The following is a 15,055-nucleotide window of genomic DNA, read 5'->3' on the forward strand; positions in this document are numbered from 1 at the left end:
ATGACGAAGCGTCTTCCGACAAAGTTATATCGCCTGCGCGGCGAGCGCGCACTGATAGTTTTGATTTCGGGGACAAGTGGTAGCGGAGGAGGGATTTGAACCCCCGACACAAGGATTATGATTCCTCTGCTCTGACCTACTGAGCTACTCCGCCACTGGTCAAACGATACCGTTCGCGAAGCGCTTCCGGTCCGTGGGATGTGCGGCTTATAAGGTGCGCTTCCGCTTTGTGTCAAGCACATGATGGAGAAAAACGGTGGGCTTTCCGCAGTGCCGTTTTTCGCCGTTTCAGGCCATCGCGTAGTTGGAAAGCAGCGCCTTCAGCGAGGCTTCTGCGTCAGGCTCGCGCTCGGAACGTTCGATGAAGCCGCCGCCGAAGACGCGGGCGTCATCGCCGGGTGCCGAATAGAGCGCGCAGGCCTGGCCCGGCGCAATGCCTGCCTCGCCGACCGTCAGGTCGACATAGACGCCACTTGCATCGATGTGCAGCACGGCAGGCGCCGGCGCGCGGGTGGAGCGCACCTTGGCGTAGCAGGCAAAGCCTTCGCCTGACGCCGCGACCTGAAGTGTCTCGTCACCCAGCCAGTTGACGTCGCGTAGATAGACGCGATGCGTTTCCAGCGCTTCCTTCGGACCGACGATGACGCGGCGCGAGCGGGCGTCGAGAAAGACGACATAGAGCGGCTCGCCGGTGGCAATGCCGATGCCGCGGCGCTGGCCGATCGTGTAATGCAGGATGYCTTCGTGCTGGCCGAGGATGCGACCGTCGAGATGAACGATATCACCGGCCAAAGCCGAATTCGGCTTCAGCTTGGTGATGATGTCGGAATACTTGCCCTGCGGCACAAAACAGATGTCCTGGCTGTCGGCCTTCTTGGCGACAACAAGGCCCATCTCTTCGGCCAGTCGGCGGGTTTCCGACTTTGGCAGACCGCCGAGCGGGAAGCGCAGATAGTCGATCTGCTCCTGCGTCGTGGCGAAGAGGAAATAGCTCTGGTCGCGGTCGGCATCGGCCGGGCGATAGAGCGCGCGGCGGCCAGGATTGCAGGAGGACGGGTTCGGGCGCGAGCGGATATAGTGACCAGTCGCCAGCGCATCGGCGCCGAGTTCCTTGGCTGTCGCCAGAAGATCGGCAAACTTGACCGTCTGGTTGCAGGCAACGCAGGGGATCGGCGTCTCGCCGGCGACATAGCTCTCGGCAAAGGGGTTGATGACGGTTTCGCGGAACCGCTTCTCGTAGTCGAGCACGTAATGCGGAATACCGAGCGTCTCGCAGACACGGCGTGCATCATCGATATCCTGGCCCGCGCAGCAGGAGCCGGCGCGGTGGACCGCAGCGCCATGATCGTAAAGCTGCAGCGTGATGCCCAGCACATCATATCCCTGGCGTTTGAGAAGCCCGGCCACGACGGAGCTGTCAACGCCGCCAGACATGGCGACGACGACACGGGTGTCTTCCGGCTTCTTGTCAAAATCCAGTGTGTTCACGGGGTACTGCCAAATTCTGTGCTGTTTCGATCCGCCTTTTCTCACGTCGGAATGTGGCGGATTTCCTGTGTTCCGGCGGGATCGTCCGCCAGCTTGCATGGGCGACGGATATAGAAACTATTGCGCCCCTGCGCAAGGCCCAGCGATTCGGGCCTCTCCGGCAGCGTCATGCGCGGGTCACGCATTGCAGCTATTCGCAATCGACCTTTGATAGGCCGTATTTCATCACGTAGATGAAATGACCCACCTTTTAAAAGATTCGGATAAATGACAGCCGCCTCCACCACGCTTCGTGGCGTCCTTGTCGCATTTGCGGCCTATGCCGTCTTTGCCTTCAGCGATGCGTCCATCAAGGCCCTGCACGGCACGGTTCCTTCCTTCCAGGTCGCCTTTACGGGTGCGATCCTCAGCCTAGTAGCCCTGCCCTTTATTAAGGGACCAGGTGATTCATGGCTGGACATTTTCAGGACGACGAACCGGCCGCTCTGGCTAGCGCGCTTTGCCGCCGGCGCAACCGGCGCAATCGCCTCCATCATCACTTTCACCAAGTTGCCGATGGCAGAGGCCTTCTGCCTGCTCTTCCTGCTGCCCTCCTTCGTCACCATCCTCTCGGTGATCTTCCTGAAGGAAGATGTGCGCTGGCAGCGCTGGGCCGCCGTCATCGTCGGCTTCCTAGGGGTGCTCGTGGTTCTGAGGCCCGGTTTCCGCGAACTGTCCGTCGGCCATCTGGCTGCGACTATTGGAGCGATCGCGGCAGCCATTGCCATCGTCATCCTGCGCAAGCTCGGCCCGGCCGAAAAGCGCCTCTCGCTTTATGGTGCCTCGCTGCTCGGCACGCTCATCGTCAGCGGCCTGCTCATGCTGTCGCAAGTGGTCGTGCCAACGCCGCAGCAATGGTTGTTTCTCGCAAGCTACGGCCTGCTGGGCGCAGCCGGCAACGTCATGCTGATGACGGCAGCCCGCCTCGCCCCGGCAACGCTGGTCGCGACACCGCAATATAGCCAGATGATCTGGGCAATCGCCTTCGGTTATTTATTCTTCAACGACAGCGTCGACCTGCCGATGGCTCTCGGCATCGTGCTCATCATCTGCTCAGGCCTCCTGACGCTGATCCGCGAACGCAAGCGCCAGGTGCCTCTGCCCGCAGCCGTCGCCTCCGGTGATGCGCAATCCCAGATCGCTACGACGCCGGTGGAAGGCGAAGCAGAAGCGCCGATGCGGTAGATCTATTCTGCCGCCTCGCGCCGGTCTCGAGCGGGTGGCTCGCTCATCACCGCCCGCATGCGCGGCAAGGATGCCGGATATTCGCGCTGGATGAAATCGATCAGCTTCTCGCGAACCTCGCAGCGCAGATCAAAGGTGCGGCCGGAATTCGATGCCGATACGAGAATGCGGATTTCCATCACCGCTTCGCGGAAATCGGTCACCGCGATATTGACCACATGGCGATCCCAGAGCTTCGAGCCCTGCGCGATCTCCTCGACCTTCTTTCGGATGGCGGCGACGGGCACGCTGTAATCGAGATAAATCATGACAGTGCCGATCAGCGCCGAGCTTTCGCGCGTCCAATTCTGGAACGGGTTCTCGATGAAGTAGCTGAGCGGCAGGATCATCCGCCGCCAATCCCACAATTGCACGACAACATAGGTCGAGGTGATCTCTTCCACCCTGCCCCACTCGCCTTCTACCAGCAGCGCATCGTCGATGCGGATCGGCTGCGTGATGGCGAGCTGAATGCCGGCAAACAGGTTTTTCAGCACAGGCTGGAGCGCGAGACCGACGACGATACCCGCCACACCGGCGGAGGCGAGCAGGCTGACACCATATTGCCGGACCGCATCGAAAGTCATCATGCAGGCCGATATCGCCACGACGACGATCAGCAGATCGGCGACGCGCTCCATGATACGCGTCTGCGTCACGTGCTTGCGTGCCAGAAGATTATCCTCGGCATCGAGCTTGAAGCGCCTGAGATAGACCGTCATCCAGATATGTTTGACGATCCTGGCCATCCAGGCGACGAGCACGATGAAGAAAATGAGCAGGATGTGACGAACGGTTGCCGACTGCATGTCCGTCAGCGGCGCGACCGTCGCGCCAAAGGAAAGGCCGGCCACCAGCATTGCAAGCCGCACGACACGCTTCAGGCGCGAGACGAGCGAGCGCCAGAAGAGATCCTTGCTTTCAATCAGCCGCGTCAGCAGGCGGAAGAGAATGCGATGCGCAAAAAGCGTAACTGAGATGACCGCGGCGAAGATGATGGCGCTTGCAAGCCAGTCCGGCAGCCAGACGCCTTCTGCGCGGATATCGTCCAGAAACTCCGTCATGCGGGCACAGTTAGGGTGCAACGCAGCATGGAAAAGGGAAAGGCATCAAAAAAGGCGCAGCCGGAGCTGCGCCTTTAAGAAAAGGATGGGCGGTATCGGCTCAGGTGCCGATCAGTTTGTTGCAGGCAAGTGCGATGCCCGGATTGGCGATGATGGCAGTCATGAGCGCCAGACCGATCATCGACAGCGTGTAGCGTTTCATGTGCATCCTCCTTTTTCAGCCCCGCCGAGAGTATGCAATGCTGACTGGCATTCTCAAAATAACGAATGATTGAGGCAGTTGCGTAAGCGCCAGACGATCAGCTCTCCAGGCTGGGATCGACGAAGAGCGAACCATTATAGGCGCCGCAACTCGTGCGGATGGCGACGACGACCCAAATCGCAGCAAGAGCTACGACCAGAACCTCTCCGAACCCTGTCAGCGCCGGCAACGGAAAGATACCGGCAAGCCGCAGCGTGGCGACGGCATAGACACCGATCGGGAAGGTGTAACCCCACCAGCCGAGATTGAAGGGCAAGCCCTGCCGCAGGTGGTTGATGGTGATGGCAACCGCCAGGCCAAGCCACCAGAGGCCATAGCCCCACAGCAGGACAGCACCAAGCAAAGCCGCACCCGAAATCGCTGGAGCCAGCGCGCCAAGGCCGCCGGCTGCAAGAGCTTGCCCGCCATTGATGGAAAACAGAGCAAGCCCAAGTGCGCCGGTGCCAACAGGACCGAGGGCAAGGAAGCTCGTCGCTGCCATGCTTGCGGGCGGCAGCTTGTGCAGAGCCAGGCGCAGGAAGAGGATGACGAGAATGCCGAGCGCCAGCGGCACTGAGCAGGACCAGAGCACGAAGCTCGCAAAAAGCACCGGAAGCTGCGTACCTTCGGCAAGATGCGGCACCAATAATCCGCCGCTTGCAGCTGCGACCTCAGAGGCAACGATCGGCAGCAGCCAGACGGCGCTCATATGCTCGATTGCATGCTGCTGCCGTGTGAACATGACCAGTGGAATGGCAAGACCCGCCAGAACCGCCAGCGCTGCATCCAACCACCACAGCTCCGCCGCGATAGAGACGCTTGCCTCACCTAAAAGGCCCGGTCCGAAGATCAAGAAACCGTTGACGATGGTCGCAAGGCCCATCGGAATGCAGCCGAAGAACATCGAAACGACGGGATGGTCGAATGCCCTGAGTGCAGCGCCGGGATACAGCAGCCACTTTCCGGCATAGATGCAGGTCAACGTTGCAAACAGGCCGATATTCGCGAGCCACAGCATCTCGCCTGCTGCGTGGACTGTCGGCAAATCCGGAAACTGACCGAAGCAGACGGCAAGGATGCCGGTCCCCATTGTCGTCGCAAACCAGTTCGGCGTGAAGTGGCGCAGGACATGCGTCCGCAAGCGAACAGTCGGGACAGAAGGAGATAGATGCAGCGCGGTCATGGCGAATTCCTTTCGTTGACCGCTTTCATACCGGCACCAAATAATCGCTTCCAACGATTTATCTTTGTCATTTCGTTCGATAAAATCGAATGATTAATGGAGGCGACATGACACTGGAGCAGCTGAGAATATTCGTAGAGGTGGCAGCGCGTCAGCACATCACGAAGGCGGCAGCTCACCTGAACATGACCCAGTCGGCCGTCAGCGCCGCAATCACCGCATTGGAGACACGACACGGCGTCACCCTCTTCGACCGGGTTGGCCGTTCGATCGTGCTGAACCGGACCGGCCAGTTATTCCTGAAGGAAGCACAGGCCGTACTGACCAGCGCAAAGGCGGCGGAGGCCGCCCTGATGGACCTCTCCGGCCTCATGCATGGAGAGCTCACGATCATGGCGAGCCAGACGATCGGCGGCTATTGGCTGTCGCCGCGACTTGCCGCGTTCCGCCGAAATTATCCCGGCATCGAACTGGCAATCCGCATCGGCAACACTGCTGAAGTGTCTGACGCCGTTGCCAAGGGCGAGGTGGAAGTGGGCCTCATCGAGTGGCCGAGCGACAGGCACGGCGTTTCGGCAAGGCAGGTCGCCCTGGACGAGATGATCGTCGTCGTTGCTCCCAACCACCCATGGGCTGACGGCAAATTACGCGCCCCGACCGATTTTTCTCAGACGCAATGGGTCCTGCGCGAACAGGGGTCCGGCACCCGCCTCGCCTTCGAAAGCCTTCTGCAAAGGGCGGGCCTCGATATCGATGCGCTTGATGTGGCGATGGTGCTGCCGGAAAACGAGCCGCTCGTCGGCATCGTCGAAGCTGGTATTGGCGCGACGCTGATGTCGCGGAGCGTGGTTTCCATGAAGCTGCGCAGCGGTCTTCTCACCGAAGTGAATGTGCCGCCCCTGCCCCGTCCCTTCTTCTTGCTGCGCCATGAGGAGCGCTATCGCAGCAAGGCGGCCGACGCTTTCGATGCGATGATCTCAGGCTGATGCCTTCTTGAGTTGGCGTCCGTAGATCAGTGCCTCGGCCTCATGCTGCGGCATGGGTCTGCCGAGAAGATAGCCCTGCACCTCGCCAAACCCTTCGGCCCGCAGCTGCTGCAACTGCTCCTCGGTCTCGATGCCTTCGGCGAGCGTAACCGCATTGAAGCCGGAGCCGATGCCGGCCACGGCCCGCACGATGGCCAGATTGCCGGGATCGGTCTCGATGCCGGACACGAAGCTGCGGTCGAGCTTGATCTTGTCGAAGGTGAAGGCGCGCAGATAGCTGAGCGACGAATAGCCCGTGCCGAAGTCGTCGATGGCAATGCGCACACCGAGTTCCTTCAACGCCCGAAGCAACGGCAGGCTTTGCACCACATCGGCCAGGAAGACGGATTCGGTGATTTCGATTTCCAGCCGTTCAGGACGCAGACCCGCCTCATCGAGTGCTGCGACGACGCTGGAAAGCAGGCTTGTATGGCGGAACTGGCTGACGGAAAGATTGACCGCGATCTTCAGATGGCCCGGCCAGGAAGCCGCCGTACGGCAGGCCTCCCGCAGCACCCAGTCGCCGATCGGAATAATTAGCCCCGTCTCCTCCGCCAGCGGAATGAAATCCATCGGCGGCACAAGACCACGCACCGGATGCCGCCAGCGGATCAGTGCTTCGAAACCGCCGATTCCATCATCCTCGAGCTGGACGATGGGCTGATAGTAAAGCTCGAACTGCCCGTGTTCCAGCGCACTACGCAGTTCGCCGGTCAGATGATGGCGACGCTCGGCCTCGAGCCGCATCGCCGGCTCATAGAAACGATAGGTCGAGCGTCCGCTTTCCTTGGCGGCGTAGAGCGCGAGGTCGGCATGGCGCATCAACACATCAGCCTCGCCGGCATCGACAGGCGCCAGCGCAATGCCGATGCTGCAGGTGACATGCTCCCGGGTGCCATCAAGATCAAAAGCTCTGGCAAGCGACTTGAGCAACAGATCGGCAAAACGCTCTGCCCGGTCGGGCTCGGCTAGCTGCAGCACGACTGCGAATTCATCACCGCCGAGACGTGCCACGAGGTCGCCCTCATCGCCAAGCGCCAGCAAGCGCTCCGCCACCTGGCAGAGCAGCGCATCGCCGGCGGCATGGCCCTTGCTGTCATTGATCGTCTTGAAGTGGTCGACGTCGATGTAGAGCAGCGCCAYCGGCTTTTCGATAGAAGCGGTAATGGCCTGCTTGCGGATATGCTTGGAGAAGGCGGCGCGGTTCGGCAGGCGCGTCAGCGAGTCATGCATGGCAAGATGCGCAAGCCTCGCCTCCACCGCGCGCTCTTCCGTCACATCGTGAGAGATGCCCAGCAGATAGCGCGGCTCCTTCCCTTCAGGCGCCGGCAGGGCACGCTTGACGGTGCGAAGAATGCGCTTGCCACCGTCGGCTCGCTCCATTGTCTCCTCGAAGCTGATCGTCGCACCGGCGACGAACGCCTCGTGATCCTGTTCGCGAAAGATGTCGGTCTGCTCAGAGGGGAAGAAGTCCCGGTCCGTCCTTCCAACCACGTCGCCGGTATGAAAGCCCATGATCTCGCCGCACGCCTCGTTCAGCAGGATGTAGCGGCCATCCTCTTCCATATCCTTCACGAAGACGCCGACAGGCAGGTTGTCGACGATGCTGTCCAGTAGCGAACGTGTATCGGTGATCTGGCGCTGCGCGGCATTCACCTCGGTACGGTCCTGCACGATCGCCAGGATCGCAGCCCTTCCTTCGAAGCGCACTTCCCGGCCGTAGGTCAGAACCTCGATGGCCTCGCCATTGGCCTTCAGATGCGTCCAGCGCTCGGCCTTCTCCATGTCAGTGCGGTCATGAACGGCACTGAGCATCCGCTCCCGCTCGGCAGCTGGGCGGATATCGAGCACGGTCATGCCCTGATAGTCCTCTGCGCTGTAGCCATAGAGCATGAGCGCCGCATCATTGACGATCAGGAAGCGTAGCGTATCCGGATCGTAGACCCACATTGGAGAGGGATGCGTCGTAAACAGCGAACGGAAATCATCCACAAGAGCTTCGGACTGCCCGGATATCGTCTGAAACGAGGCCATTGAGAAATTCACGCAAAATTGGAACCAATATTGAAAGTGGTATAGCCGAGAAAGCTAAATAAAATCACAATCATAAGGGGCCTAAACTTTGAGCGCACGCCCTTAAAATAAGCAGTGAAAGTTTCTCGAACCAGCCATTTCGCGGCCCAGTTGAAAATTTCAGTGGCCGGCCAAGCCAAGGGCTCGGCCACGTGGCTGATTGTCGGGCGGAACCAAATCATTTGCAAAGAGTTATCTTCGATTGAAAATACAACCCATCGGCAGGGAGGCGATGATGGGCACACCCGCAATAACAGATCATGATAAGATCCGGAAATGGATCGAAGCACGCGGCGGCCATCCCGCCCGGATGAAAAGCGGCCTGATCGGCGTTGATTTCAGCAGGCAGGAAAGCTCTGTCGAGAACATTTCCTGGGACGAATTCTTCAGGGTTTTCGACGCGAGCAGAGACACTTTCCTGCATCACGACACCAACGCCACCCGCCACTGATCACAGGTTACTAACGACATGCACTGAACCATGTAAAAAACCGGCCCAGAGACCGGGCCGGTTTTTCGTGTCTTTCCTTGGGAGGAAAACTCAGTCGACGTTGAAGGCCAGTAGCTTTGCCTGGCGGATCGCAGCATTGGCCGTCAGTTTGCCCAGAACGACGTCGTCAACCGCGGCGTCAACATAGAGCAGAGCGATGGCGTCGCCCCCCTGTTTGTCGCGGCCGAGCTGGAAGTTGGCGATATTGACGCCGGCAGCACCAAGCGTCGTGCCGATGAAGCCGATCATGCCGGGAACGTCGGTATTGGCAATGTAGATCATGTGGCTGCCGACATCGGCGTCGAGGTTGATGCCCTTGATCTGGATGAAGCGCGGCTTGCCGTCGGAGAAGACCGTGCCGGCAATCGAGCGCGTCATGGATTCCGTGGTCACCGTCAGCTTGATGTAGCCGTCGAAGACGCCCGACTTGTCGCGCTTTACCTCGGAAAGGATAATACCCTTTTCCTTGATCATGATCGGTGCCGAAACCATGTTGACGTCGGCCACCTGCGAACGGATGAGACCGGCGAGAACCGCCGAAGTCAGTGCGCGGGTGTTCATGTTGGCCGTGACGCCATCATAAAGGATTTCGATTTCCTTGATCGGTTCTTCCGTGACCTGGCCGACGAAGGCGCCGAGAACATCGGCGAGCTTGATGAACGGCTTCAGGATCGGCGCTTCTTCAGCGGTAATCGACGGCATGTTGATGGCGTTCGAAACCGCACCCTTGACGAGGTAGTCAGCCATCTGCTCGGCAACCTGCAGAGCGACGTTCTCCTGTGCTTCGGTGGTCGAGGCGCCGAGATGCGGCGTACAGACGACGTTCGGCAGCCCAAAGAGCGGGCTTTCCTTGGCGGGTTCGACTTCGAAGACGTCAAAGGCTGCGCCAGCGACATGGCCGGACTTGATGGCATCGGCAAGGGCTGCCTCATCGACGAGACCGCCGCGGGCGCAGTTGATGATGCGAACGCCGGGCTTGGTCTTGGCAAGCGCTTCCTTGTTCAGGATACCACGCGTCCTGTCGGTCATCGGTACATGCAGCGTGATGAAATCGGCATGGGCCAACAGTTCGTCGAGCTCGACCTTGGTGACGCCCATCTCCTCGGCGCGCTCCTTGGACAGGAACGGGTCATAGGCAATGACATGCATTTTCAGGCCAATGGCGCGGGCACAGACGATGGAGCCGATGTTGCCGGCGCCGATGACGCCGAGCGTCTTGCCGGTGATTTCGACACCCATGAACTTCGACTTTTCCCACTTGCCGGCCTGCGTGGACGTATCGGCAGCCGGAAGCTGGCGGGCAACCGCAAACATCAGGGCGATCGCATGTTCAGCCGTCGTGATCGAGTTGCCGAAGGGCGTGTTCATGACGATGATACCGCGGCGCGATGCGGCCGGGATATCGACGTTGTCGACGCCGATACCAGCACGGCCGACGACCTTGAGGTTCTTGGCCGCTTCGATGATCTTCTCCGTCACCTTCGTGGCGGAACGGATGGCGAGACCATCATAGTTTCCGATGACTTCGAACAGCTTGTCCTTGTCCTTGCCGAGCTGCGGCTGGAAATCGACTTCGACGCCGCGATCGCGAAAAATCTGGACGGCGGTTTCCGACAGTTCGTCGGATACGAGAACGCGAGGTGCCATAAGGGCCTCCTTCAAAGAGTTCAGCGATGAATGAATTCGGAATGCGAGGCTCCGCCATCAGGCGGAGCCGGATGCGATCACGTCAGGCAGCAGCCTGGGAAAGCGTTGCTTTCTGGGTTTCAAAGGCCCAGGAAAGCCAAGGCATCAGCTTCTGCATATCAGCGGTTTCGATCGTGGCACCAGCCCAGATGCGCAGGCCGGACGGAGCGTCACGGTAAGCGCCGATGTCGTAAGCGACGCCTTCCTTTTCGAGGAGAGCGACGAGGCCCTTGGCGAAATTCGCCTGACCATCGGCATCGAGAGCAGCCACATCCTTGTCGACGATTTTCAGGCAGATCGACGTATTGGATTCGATCTCCGGCTTGACGGCCAGATTGGCGATCCAGTCGTTTGCGGCGACGAAATCGGCAATGGCCTTGGCATTGGCGTCAGCGCGGCCGATCAGAGCCTTGAGACCGCCGAGCTGCTTGGCCCAGAGAAGCGCATCGATATAGTCCTCGACGCAGAGCATCGACGGCGTGTTGATCGTCTCGCCCTGGAAGATGCCTTCGATCAGCTTGCCGCCCGAAGTCAGGCGGAAGATCTTCGGCAGCGGCCATGCCGGCTGGTAGGAAACCAGACGCTCGACCRCACGCGGCGACAGGATGAGGATGCCATGCGCACCCTCGCCGCCCAGAACCTTCTGCCAGGAGAAGGTGACGACGTCGAGCTTGGCGAAATCGAGGTTTTGCGCGAAGGCGGCCGAGGTCGCATCGCAGATCGTCAGGCCCTTGCGATCAGCCGGGATAAAATCGGCATTCGGAACGCGGACGCCAGAAGTGGTGCCGTTCCAGGTGAAGACCACGTCACGGTCGAAATCGACGGTGGAAAGGTCGGGAAGTTCGCCGTAACCGGCTTCGATCTTGCGCACGTCCTTGAGCTTGAGCTGCTTGACGACATCGGTAACCCAGCCGGCGCCGAAGCTTTCCCAGGCGACCATATCGACGCCGCGCTCGCCGAGCAGCGACCAAAGCGCCATCTCGACGGCACCGGTATCGGAAGCCGGCACGATGCCGATGCGGTAGTCCGCAGGCACTTCGAGAATTTCGCGGGTGAGATCGATGGCCTGCTTCAGCTTGGCCTTGCCGACTTTCGCGCGATGCGAACGACCAAGGGCCGCATCGGAAAGAGCTTCGAGCGTCCAACCAGGACGTTTCGCGCAGGGGCCAGAAGAAAAATGAGTGTTTTGCGGACGCACGTCCGGCTTTGCGGTATTTGCCATATTGCTACCCTTCCAGATAGATGGCTCCTCGTTGGGGAGGAGTGTCCCGCCGCCGTGTTTATGGGCGAAGCCCGTCATAGTCAAGCGGGAGATGTCGTTTCTGGAAGCTATTTTGCCGCAGCGGCGATCACATCTCGGGTTAAACCGCGCCGCTGGCGGCGCGATGGCCTGCGTTGAAGATATCGCTGCCAATGCGGCGCGCCATCTCAATATGCGCAGCACCATTTCCTGCATCCGAGTCGAGAAACATTTCCGACGTCACTACAGGAGCACCGCAATAGTCGAAAATGCCATGGTCGATCTGCGTCTTGATGGCGCTGAAATAACCGTGCCGCTCATAGGTGCGAGCATCCGCACCGCCTATGCCGACGAGATGGACGGGCAGATGCCTAAGCTTTTTCACAACCTTGCCGGACGTGTCGTCATAGGCCCAGCCATTAGCAAAGACGCGATCGATCCAGCCCTTCATCAAAGCCGGCATGGACCACCAATAGACAGGATAGACCAATACGAGCGCCTCGGCGCGATCGATCCTTGCCTGCTCGGCGGCGACATCGGCAGGTGCCGCGGCTTTCCGGCGATGAGCTGCAATATCGGCCTCATTAAATCTGGGATCGAAAGCCTCTTCCGTCAGGTCTGCGATCTCGAAGGAGTTGCCGGCATCGGAAGCCGTTATACCTTCGGCAATTCCCGCGGCGACGCCATGACTGAGCGAGTTGGAATCGGGATGAGCGAGAACGATGAGTGCATGCATGGCGAAACCTCCTGATCGGCGATTGCGAGCAAAGCCAATCGCTTATATACTTTTCGTAAGATACCTTTAGTAAGTTACTTTTCGTAGGTTACGATGTCAAGCACCGACAAAGACCACATCGACGCTCTTCCTCGCCCCCGTCGCCGGCTTTCGAGAGAAGAACGCCATCGCCAGCTCCTGGATGTCTCGTGGCGATTGATCAGGGAGGAAGGAACGGACGCGCTGACGCTGGGGCGCCTCGCCGAACAAGCCGGCGTGGCAAAGCCTGTCGTCTATGATCACTTCGGCACGCGGCCGGGATTGCTTGCGGAACTCTACCGCGAATTCGACGATCGGCAGACGGCGCAGATGGAAACTGCACTTCGCGAAAGCGGACCTGCACTGAGCGACAAGGCCAAGGTCATGGCGGTCGCCTTTATCGATTGCGTTCTCACACAGGGGCGCGAAATTCCTGACGTCATCGCCGCTTTGGCAAGTTCTCCGGAGCTGGAAAAGGTCAAGCACAAGTGTCAGGTGGTTTTTATGGACCAGTGCAGATCCGTGCTTACTCCCTTCGTTGGTGCAGGGACAATCGCGTCAGCCAGCCTTTGGGCAATGCTCGGCGCTGCGGAAACTCTCTCCTATGCTGCGGCAACCGGCGAGATCAGTGCCAGCCAGGCTGAAAGCGAACTTTTCGAAATCATTCTGGCAATGGTCGCCAGAAACGTCAGCTGAAACGAAAAAGCCGCCCTTGCGGGCGGCTTTCGATAATCCTTGAAGCTATGGCTTACTTGTAGACCGGCTGCTGCAGCGGAATTTCCGGCGGTTCGTAGGCAACCGGCTGAGCGCAGCCGCCGAAGAGATAGCGCGCGCCGACACGGGCTTCATGGACGTTGACGCCACGGTCGCGACCCGGGCCGCCGTTTTCGTTGTAGCCGAACATGTTGCCGCCATCGATATGCAGATAGCGGTAGCCGACATCGGCCTTGACGTTGCAGGTCACGTCGATCGAGGCGCCGGCCATGAGGGCGTAGCTGAAGCGCCAGCCGCCGCGACCGCCATGGACGACTTCATCATCGCAACCGGTGCCATCATCGGCGCAGGCGACGTTGTGGAGGTCCTTCCACTTGACGTAGGAACCACCGATACCGGCGCCGACATAGGGCGTGAAGTAGGCGTAGGTGCCGAGATCGACATAGGCGTTGGCAAGCAGCGTGTAGGCCGTCATCGACGATACGTCGCTCGACGTACATGCGACCACGCAGGCGCCAAAGGCCGCCCCACCGCCGACCGTCGAACCGCGGAAGTCAGACTTGGTAAGATAGTCGAAGGTCAGGTCGGTGCGCAGATAGCTGTTGATCTGGTAGCCGACACCGCCGCCAACCGTCCAGGCATCATCAAGGTCCGCATCGTCGAAATCGGCTTCGAGAGCATTGCTGCCCTGGAAGAACTTCGCGCCGCGCAGGTCGGTGAAGGCGTAGCCGACATCACCGCGCAGATACCAGCCGGTCGATTCGCTGACGGCGACTTCCGGGGGCTGTTCCGGAATGGGTTCGACCGGAGCAAGATCGGCAGAATAGGCATTCGACGCGATCAACAGCGCGGCGAAGATACCGGACAAAGTTCGTTTCATGGATTCACTCCAGTCGGTTGCGTCGGCGCGTTGCAGGCCGCCAAAACGGATATGCTTTTTATGGATAATGAATCGGAAACGTTAAAAGCTGCTTAACCATAAGAAGTAATGCGAATATTCACGCCAGAACATGTTTCGAAAAGTAATCTGCCCGTCTCGACTTCCCAAATCGGGAAGACAACGAATAAAAAGCCCGGCGAACGTTCACGCTTGCGAACGACGGATGAGCAAAGACGAGCAAACCGCATCACCCCACATGATCCTCCGGGATCGAACCGCTAAAGACAAATCGAAGATTTTTCCACAGAGGATCAGCAAGCGTATGCAGAACAGCAACAGGCAGGCCGCCGATACCATTACCGATCTCTACGAACGGCATGCCAAAGTCTGGGATTCAAGCCGCGGCAAGACCCTTTTTGAACGGAGCTGGCTGGATCGCTTCACCGCACTGATCCCGCAAGGCGGGTCAATCCTCGATATCGGCTGCGGTTCCGGCGAGCCTCTCGCGCGTCATTTCATCGAAAGCGGCCACGCAGTGACCGGCATCGATTCCTCACCCAGCCTGATCGACATGTGCCGGACGCGCTTTCCAAACTCCGACTGGCAGGTCGCAGATATGCGCCGCCTCTCGCTTGGCAGAAGTTTCGATGGGCTGATTGCCTGGGACAGTTTCTTCCACCTGCCCTTCGAGAATCAGCGGCGCATGTTCTCGTTGTTTCGTGCGCATTCGGAGCCGGGAACGGCGCTGATGTTCACCAGCGGACCGGCACATGGCGAAGCTATGGGCGTTTTCGTCGGTGAACCACTTTATCACAGCAGCCTCAGCCCGGATGAATATCGCGCCCTGCTCACCGAACACGGCTTTACAGTCGTCGCCCACAAGGCTGAAGACCCGGCCTGCGGCAATCACACGGTCTGGCTCGCGCAACGCCAATAAAAAGCCGGCACGAGGCC

At 59.6% G+C, this 15,055-nt stretch carries 14 protein-coding genes and 1 tRNA gene; 5 read left to right on the top strand and 10 right to left on the bottom strand.

The window, feature by feature from the left end; translation table 11 throughout:
- Positions 1–77: 77 nt before the first annotated feature.
- From AC1DTN_RS30585 to AC1DTN_RS30595, 3 genes are all read right to left on the bottom strand, one after another.
- Positions 78–154, bottom strand: a tRNA-Met gene (locus tag AC1DTN_RS30585).
- A 134-nt stretch (positions 155–288) separates the two neighbouring features.
- Positions 289–1,488 carry a tRNA 2-thiouridine(34) synthase MnmA gene (gene mnmA / locus AC1DTN_RS30590; RefSeq protein WP_477923956.1) on the bottom strand — a complete coding sequence of 400 codons (1,200 nt, stop codon included), beginning with the start codon at positions 1,486–1,488 and terminating at the stop codon, positions 289–291.
- A 41-nt stretch (positions 1,489–1,529) separates the two neighbouring features.
- On the bottom strand, positions 1,530–1,673 hold the full coding sequence (locus AC1DTN_RS30595) for a hypothetical protein (protein WP_477923958.1): 144 nt from the start codon (positions 1,671–1,673) through the stop codon (positions 1,530–1,532).
- Positions 1,674–1,755: 82 nt separating this feature from the next.
- Here AC1DTN_RS30595 and AC1DTN_RS30600 point away from each other — a divergent pair, with 82 nt between their 5' ends.
- Positions 1,756–2,712 carry a DMT family transporter gene (locus AC1DTN_RS30600; RefSeq protein ID WP_442206374.1) on the top strand — a complete coding sequence of 319 codons (957 nt, stop codon included), beginning with the start codon at positions 1,756–1,758 and terminating at the stop codon, positions 2,710–2,712.
- Between the two features lie 2 nt (positions 2,713–2,714).
- Here AC1DTN_RS30600 and AC1DTN_RS30605 read toward each other — a convergent pair whose 3' ends face one another.
- On the bottom strand, positions 2,715–3,815 hold the full coding sequence (locus tag AC1DTN_RS30605) for a mechanosensitive ion channel family protein (RefSeq protein ID WP_442206375.1): 1,101 nt from the start codon (positions 3,813–3,815) through the stop codon (positions 2,715–2,717).
- Between the two features lie 299 nt (positions 3,816–4,114).
- On the bottom strand, positions 4,115–5,239 hold the full coding sequence (locus tag AC1DTN_RS30610; RefSeq protein ID WP_442206376.1) for a TDT family transporter: 1,125 nt from the start codon (positions 5,237–5,239) through the stop codon (positions 4,115–4,117).
- 107 nt (positions 5,240–5,346) lie between these two features.
- Between AC1DTN_RS30610 and AC1DTN_RS30615 the strand changes: the two genes are divergently transcribed.
- Positions 5,347–6,225 (top strand): LysR family transcriptional regulator, encoded by an 879-nt coding sequence (locus AC1DTN_RS30615; RefSeq protein ID WP_442206377.1) that lies wholly within the window; start codon positions 5,347–5,349, stop codon positions 6,223–6,225.
- Here the strand turns inward: AC1DTN_RS30615 and AC1DTN_RS30620 are convergent.
- Entirely contained in the window at positions 6,217–8,298 is a 2,082-nt protein-coding gene (locus AC1DTN_RS30620) for a putative bifunctional diguanylate cyclase/phosphodiesterase (protein WP_477923960.1), read from the bottom strand. The genes AC1DTN_RS30615 and AC1DTN_RS30620 overlap by 9 nt on opposite strands.
- 271 nt (positions 8,299–8,569) lie before the next feature.
- Between AC1DTN_RS30620 and AC1DTN_RS30625 the strand changes: the two genes are divergently transcribed.
- A complete protein-coding gene (locus tag AC1DTN_RS30625) occupies positions 8,570–8,788 on the top strand; it encodes a hypothetical protein (protein WP_442206485.1) in 219 nt (72 codons plus the stop codon).
- 90 nt (positions 8,789–8,878) lie between these two features.
- Here AC1DTN_RS30625 and serA read toward each other — a convergent pair whose 3' ends face one another.
- The 3 genes from serA to AC1DTN_RS30640 form a co-directional block, all read right to left on the bottom strand.
- Positions 8,879–10,474 carry a phosphoglycerate dehydrogenase gene (gene serA, locus AC1DTN_RS30630; RefSeq protein WP_442206379.1) on the bottom strand — a complete coding sequence of 532 codons (1,596 nt, stop codon included), beginning with the start codon at positions 10,472–10,474 and terminating at the stop codon, positions 8,879–8,881.
- 82 nt (positions 10,475–10,556) lie between these two features.
- Positions 10,557–11,735 (bottom strand): phosphoserine transaminase, encoded by a 1,179-nt coding sequence (locus AC1DTN_RS30635; protein ID WP_477923962.1) that lies wholly within the window; start codon positions 11,733–11,735, stop codon positions 10,557–10,559.
- Between the two features lie 139 nt (positions 11,736–11,874).
- Positions 11,875–12,489: an NAD(P)H-dependent oxidoreductase gene (locus AC1DTN_RS30640; protein ID WP_113323788.1), complete on the bottom strand. Its 615-nt coding sequence runs from the start codon at positions 12,487–12,489 to the stop codon at positions 11,875–11,877.
- Positions 12,490–12,582: 93 nt separating this feature from the next.
- Here AC1DTN_RS30640 and AC1DTN_RS30645 point away from each other — a divergent pair, with 93 nt between their 5' ends.
- On the top strand, positions 12,583–13,203 hold the full coding sequence (locus AC1DTN_RS30645) for a TetR/AcrR family transcriptional regulator (RefSeq protein ID WP_113323789.1): 621 nt from the start codon (positions 12,583–12,585) through the stop codon (positions 13,201–13,203).
- A gap of 52 nt (positions 13,204–13,255) precedes the next feature.
- On the opposite strand, the gene AC1DTN_RS30650 is transcribed toward AC1DTN_RS30645, so the two are convergent.
- Entirely contained in the window at positions 13,256–14,101 is an 846-nt protein-coding gene (locus AC1DTN_RS30650) for an outer membrane protein (RefSeq protein WP_113323790.1), read from the bottom strand.
- A gap of 322 nt (positions 14,102–14,423) precedes the next feature.
- On the opposite strand from AC1DTN_RS30650, the gene AC1DTN_RS30655 reads away from it, so the two are divergent.
- Positions 14,424–15,038 (top strand): class I SAM-dependent DNA methyltransferase, encoded by a 615-nt coding sequence (locus tag AC1DTN_RS30655; protein WP_113323816.1) that lies wholly within the window; start codon positions 14,424–14,426, stop codon positions 15,036–15,038.
- The last annotated feature ends 17 nt before the right edge of the window (positions 15,039–15,055 follow it).

This window comes from Rhizobium sp. 01T444 (assembly GCF_056398305.1).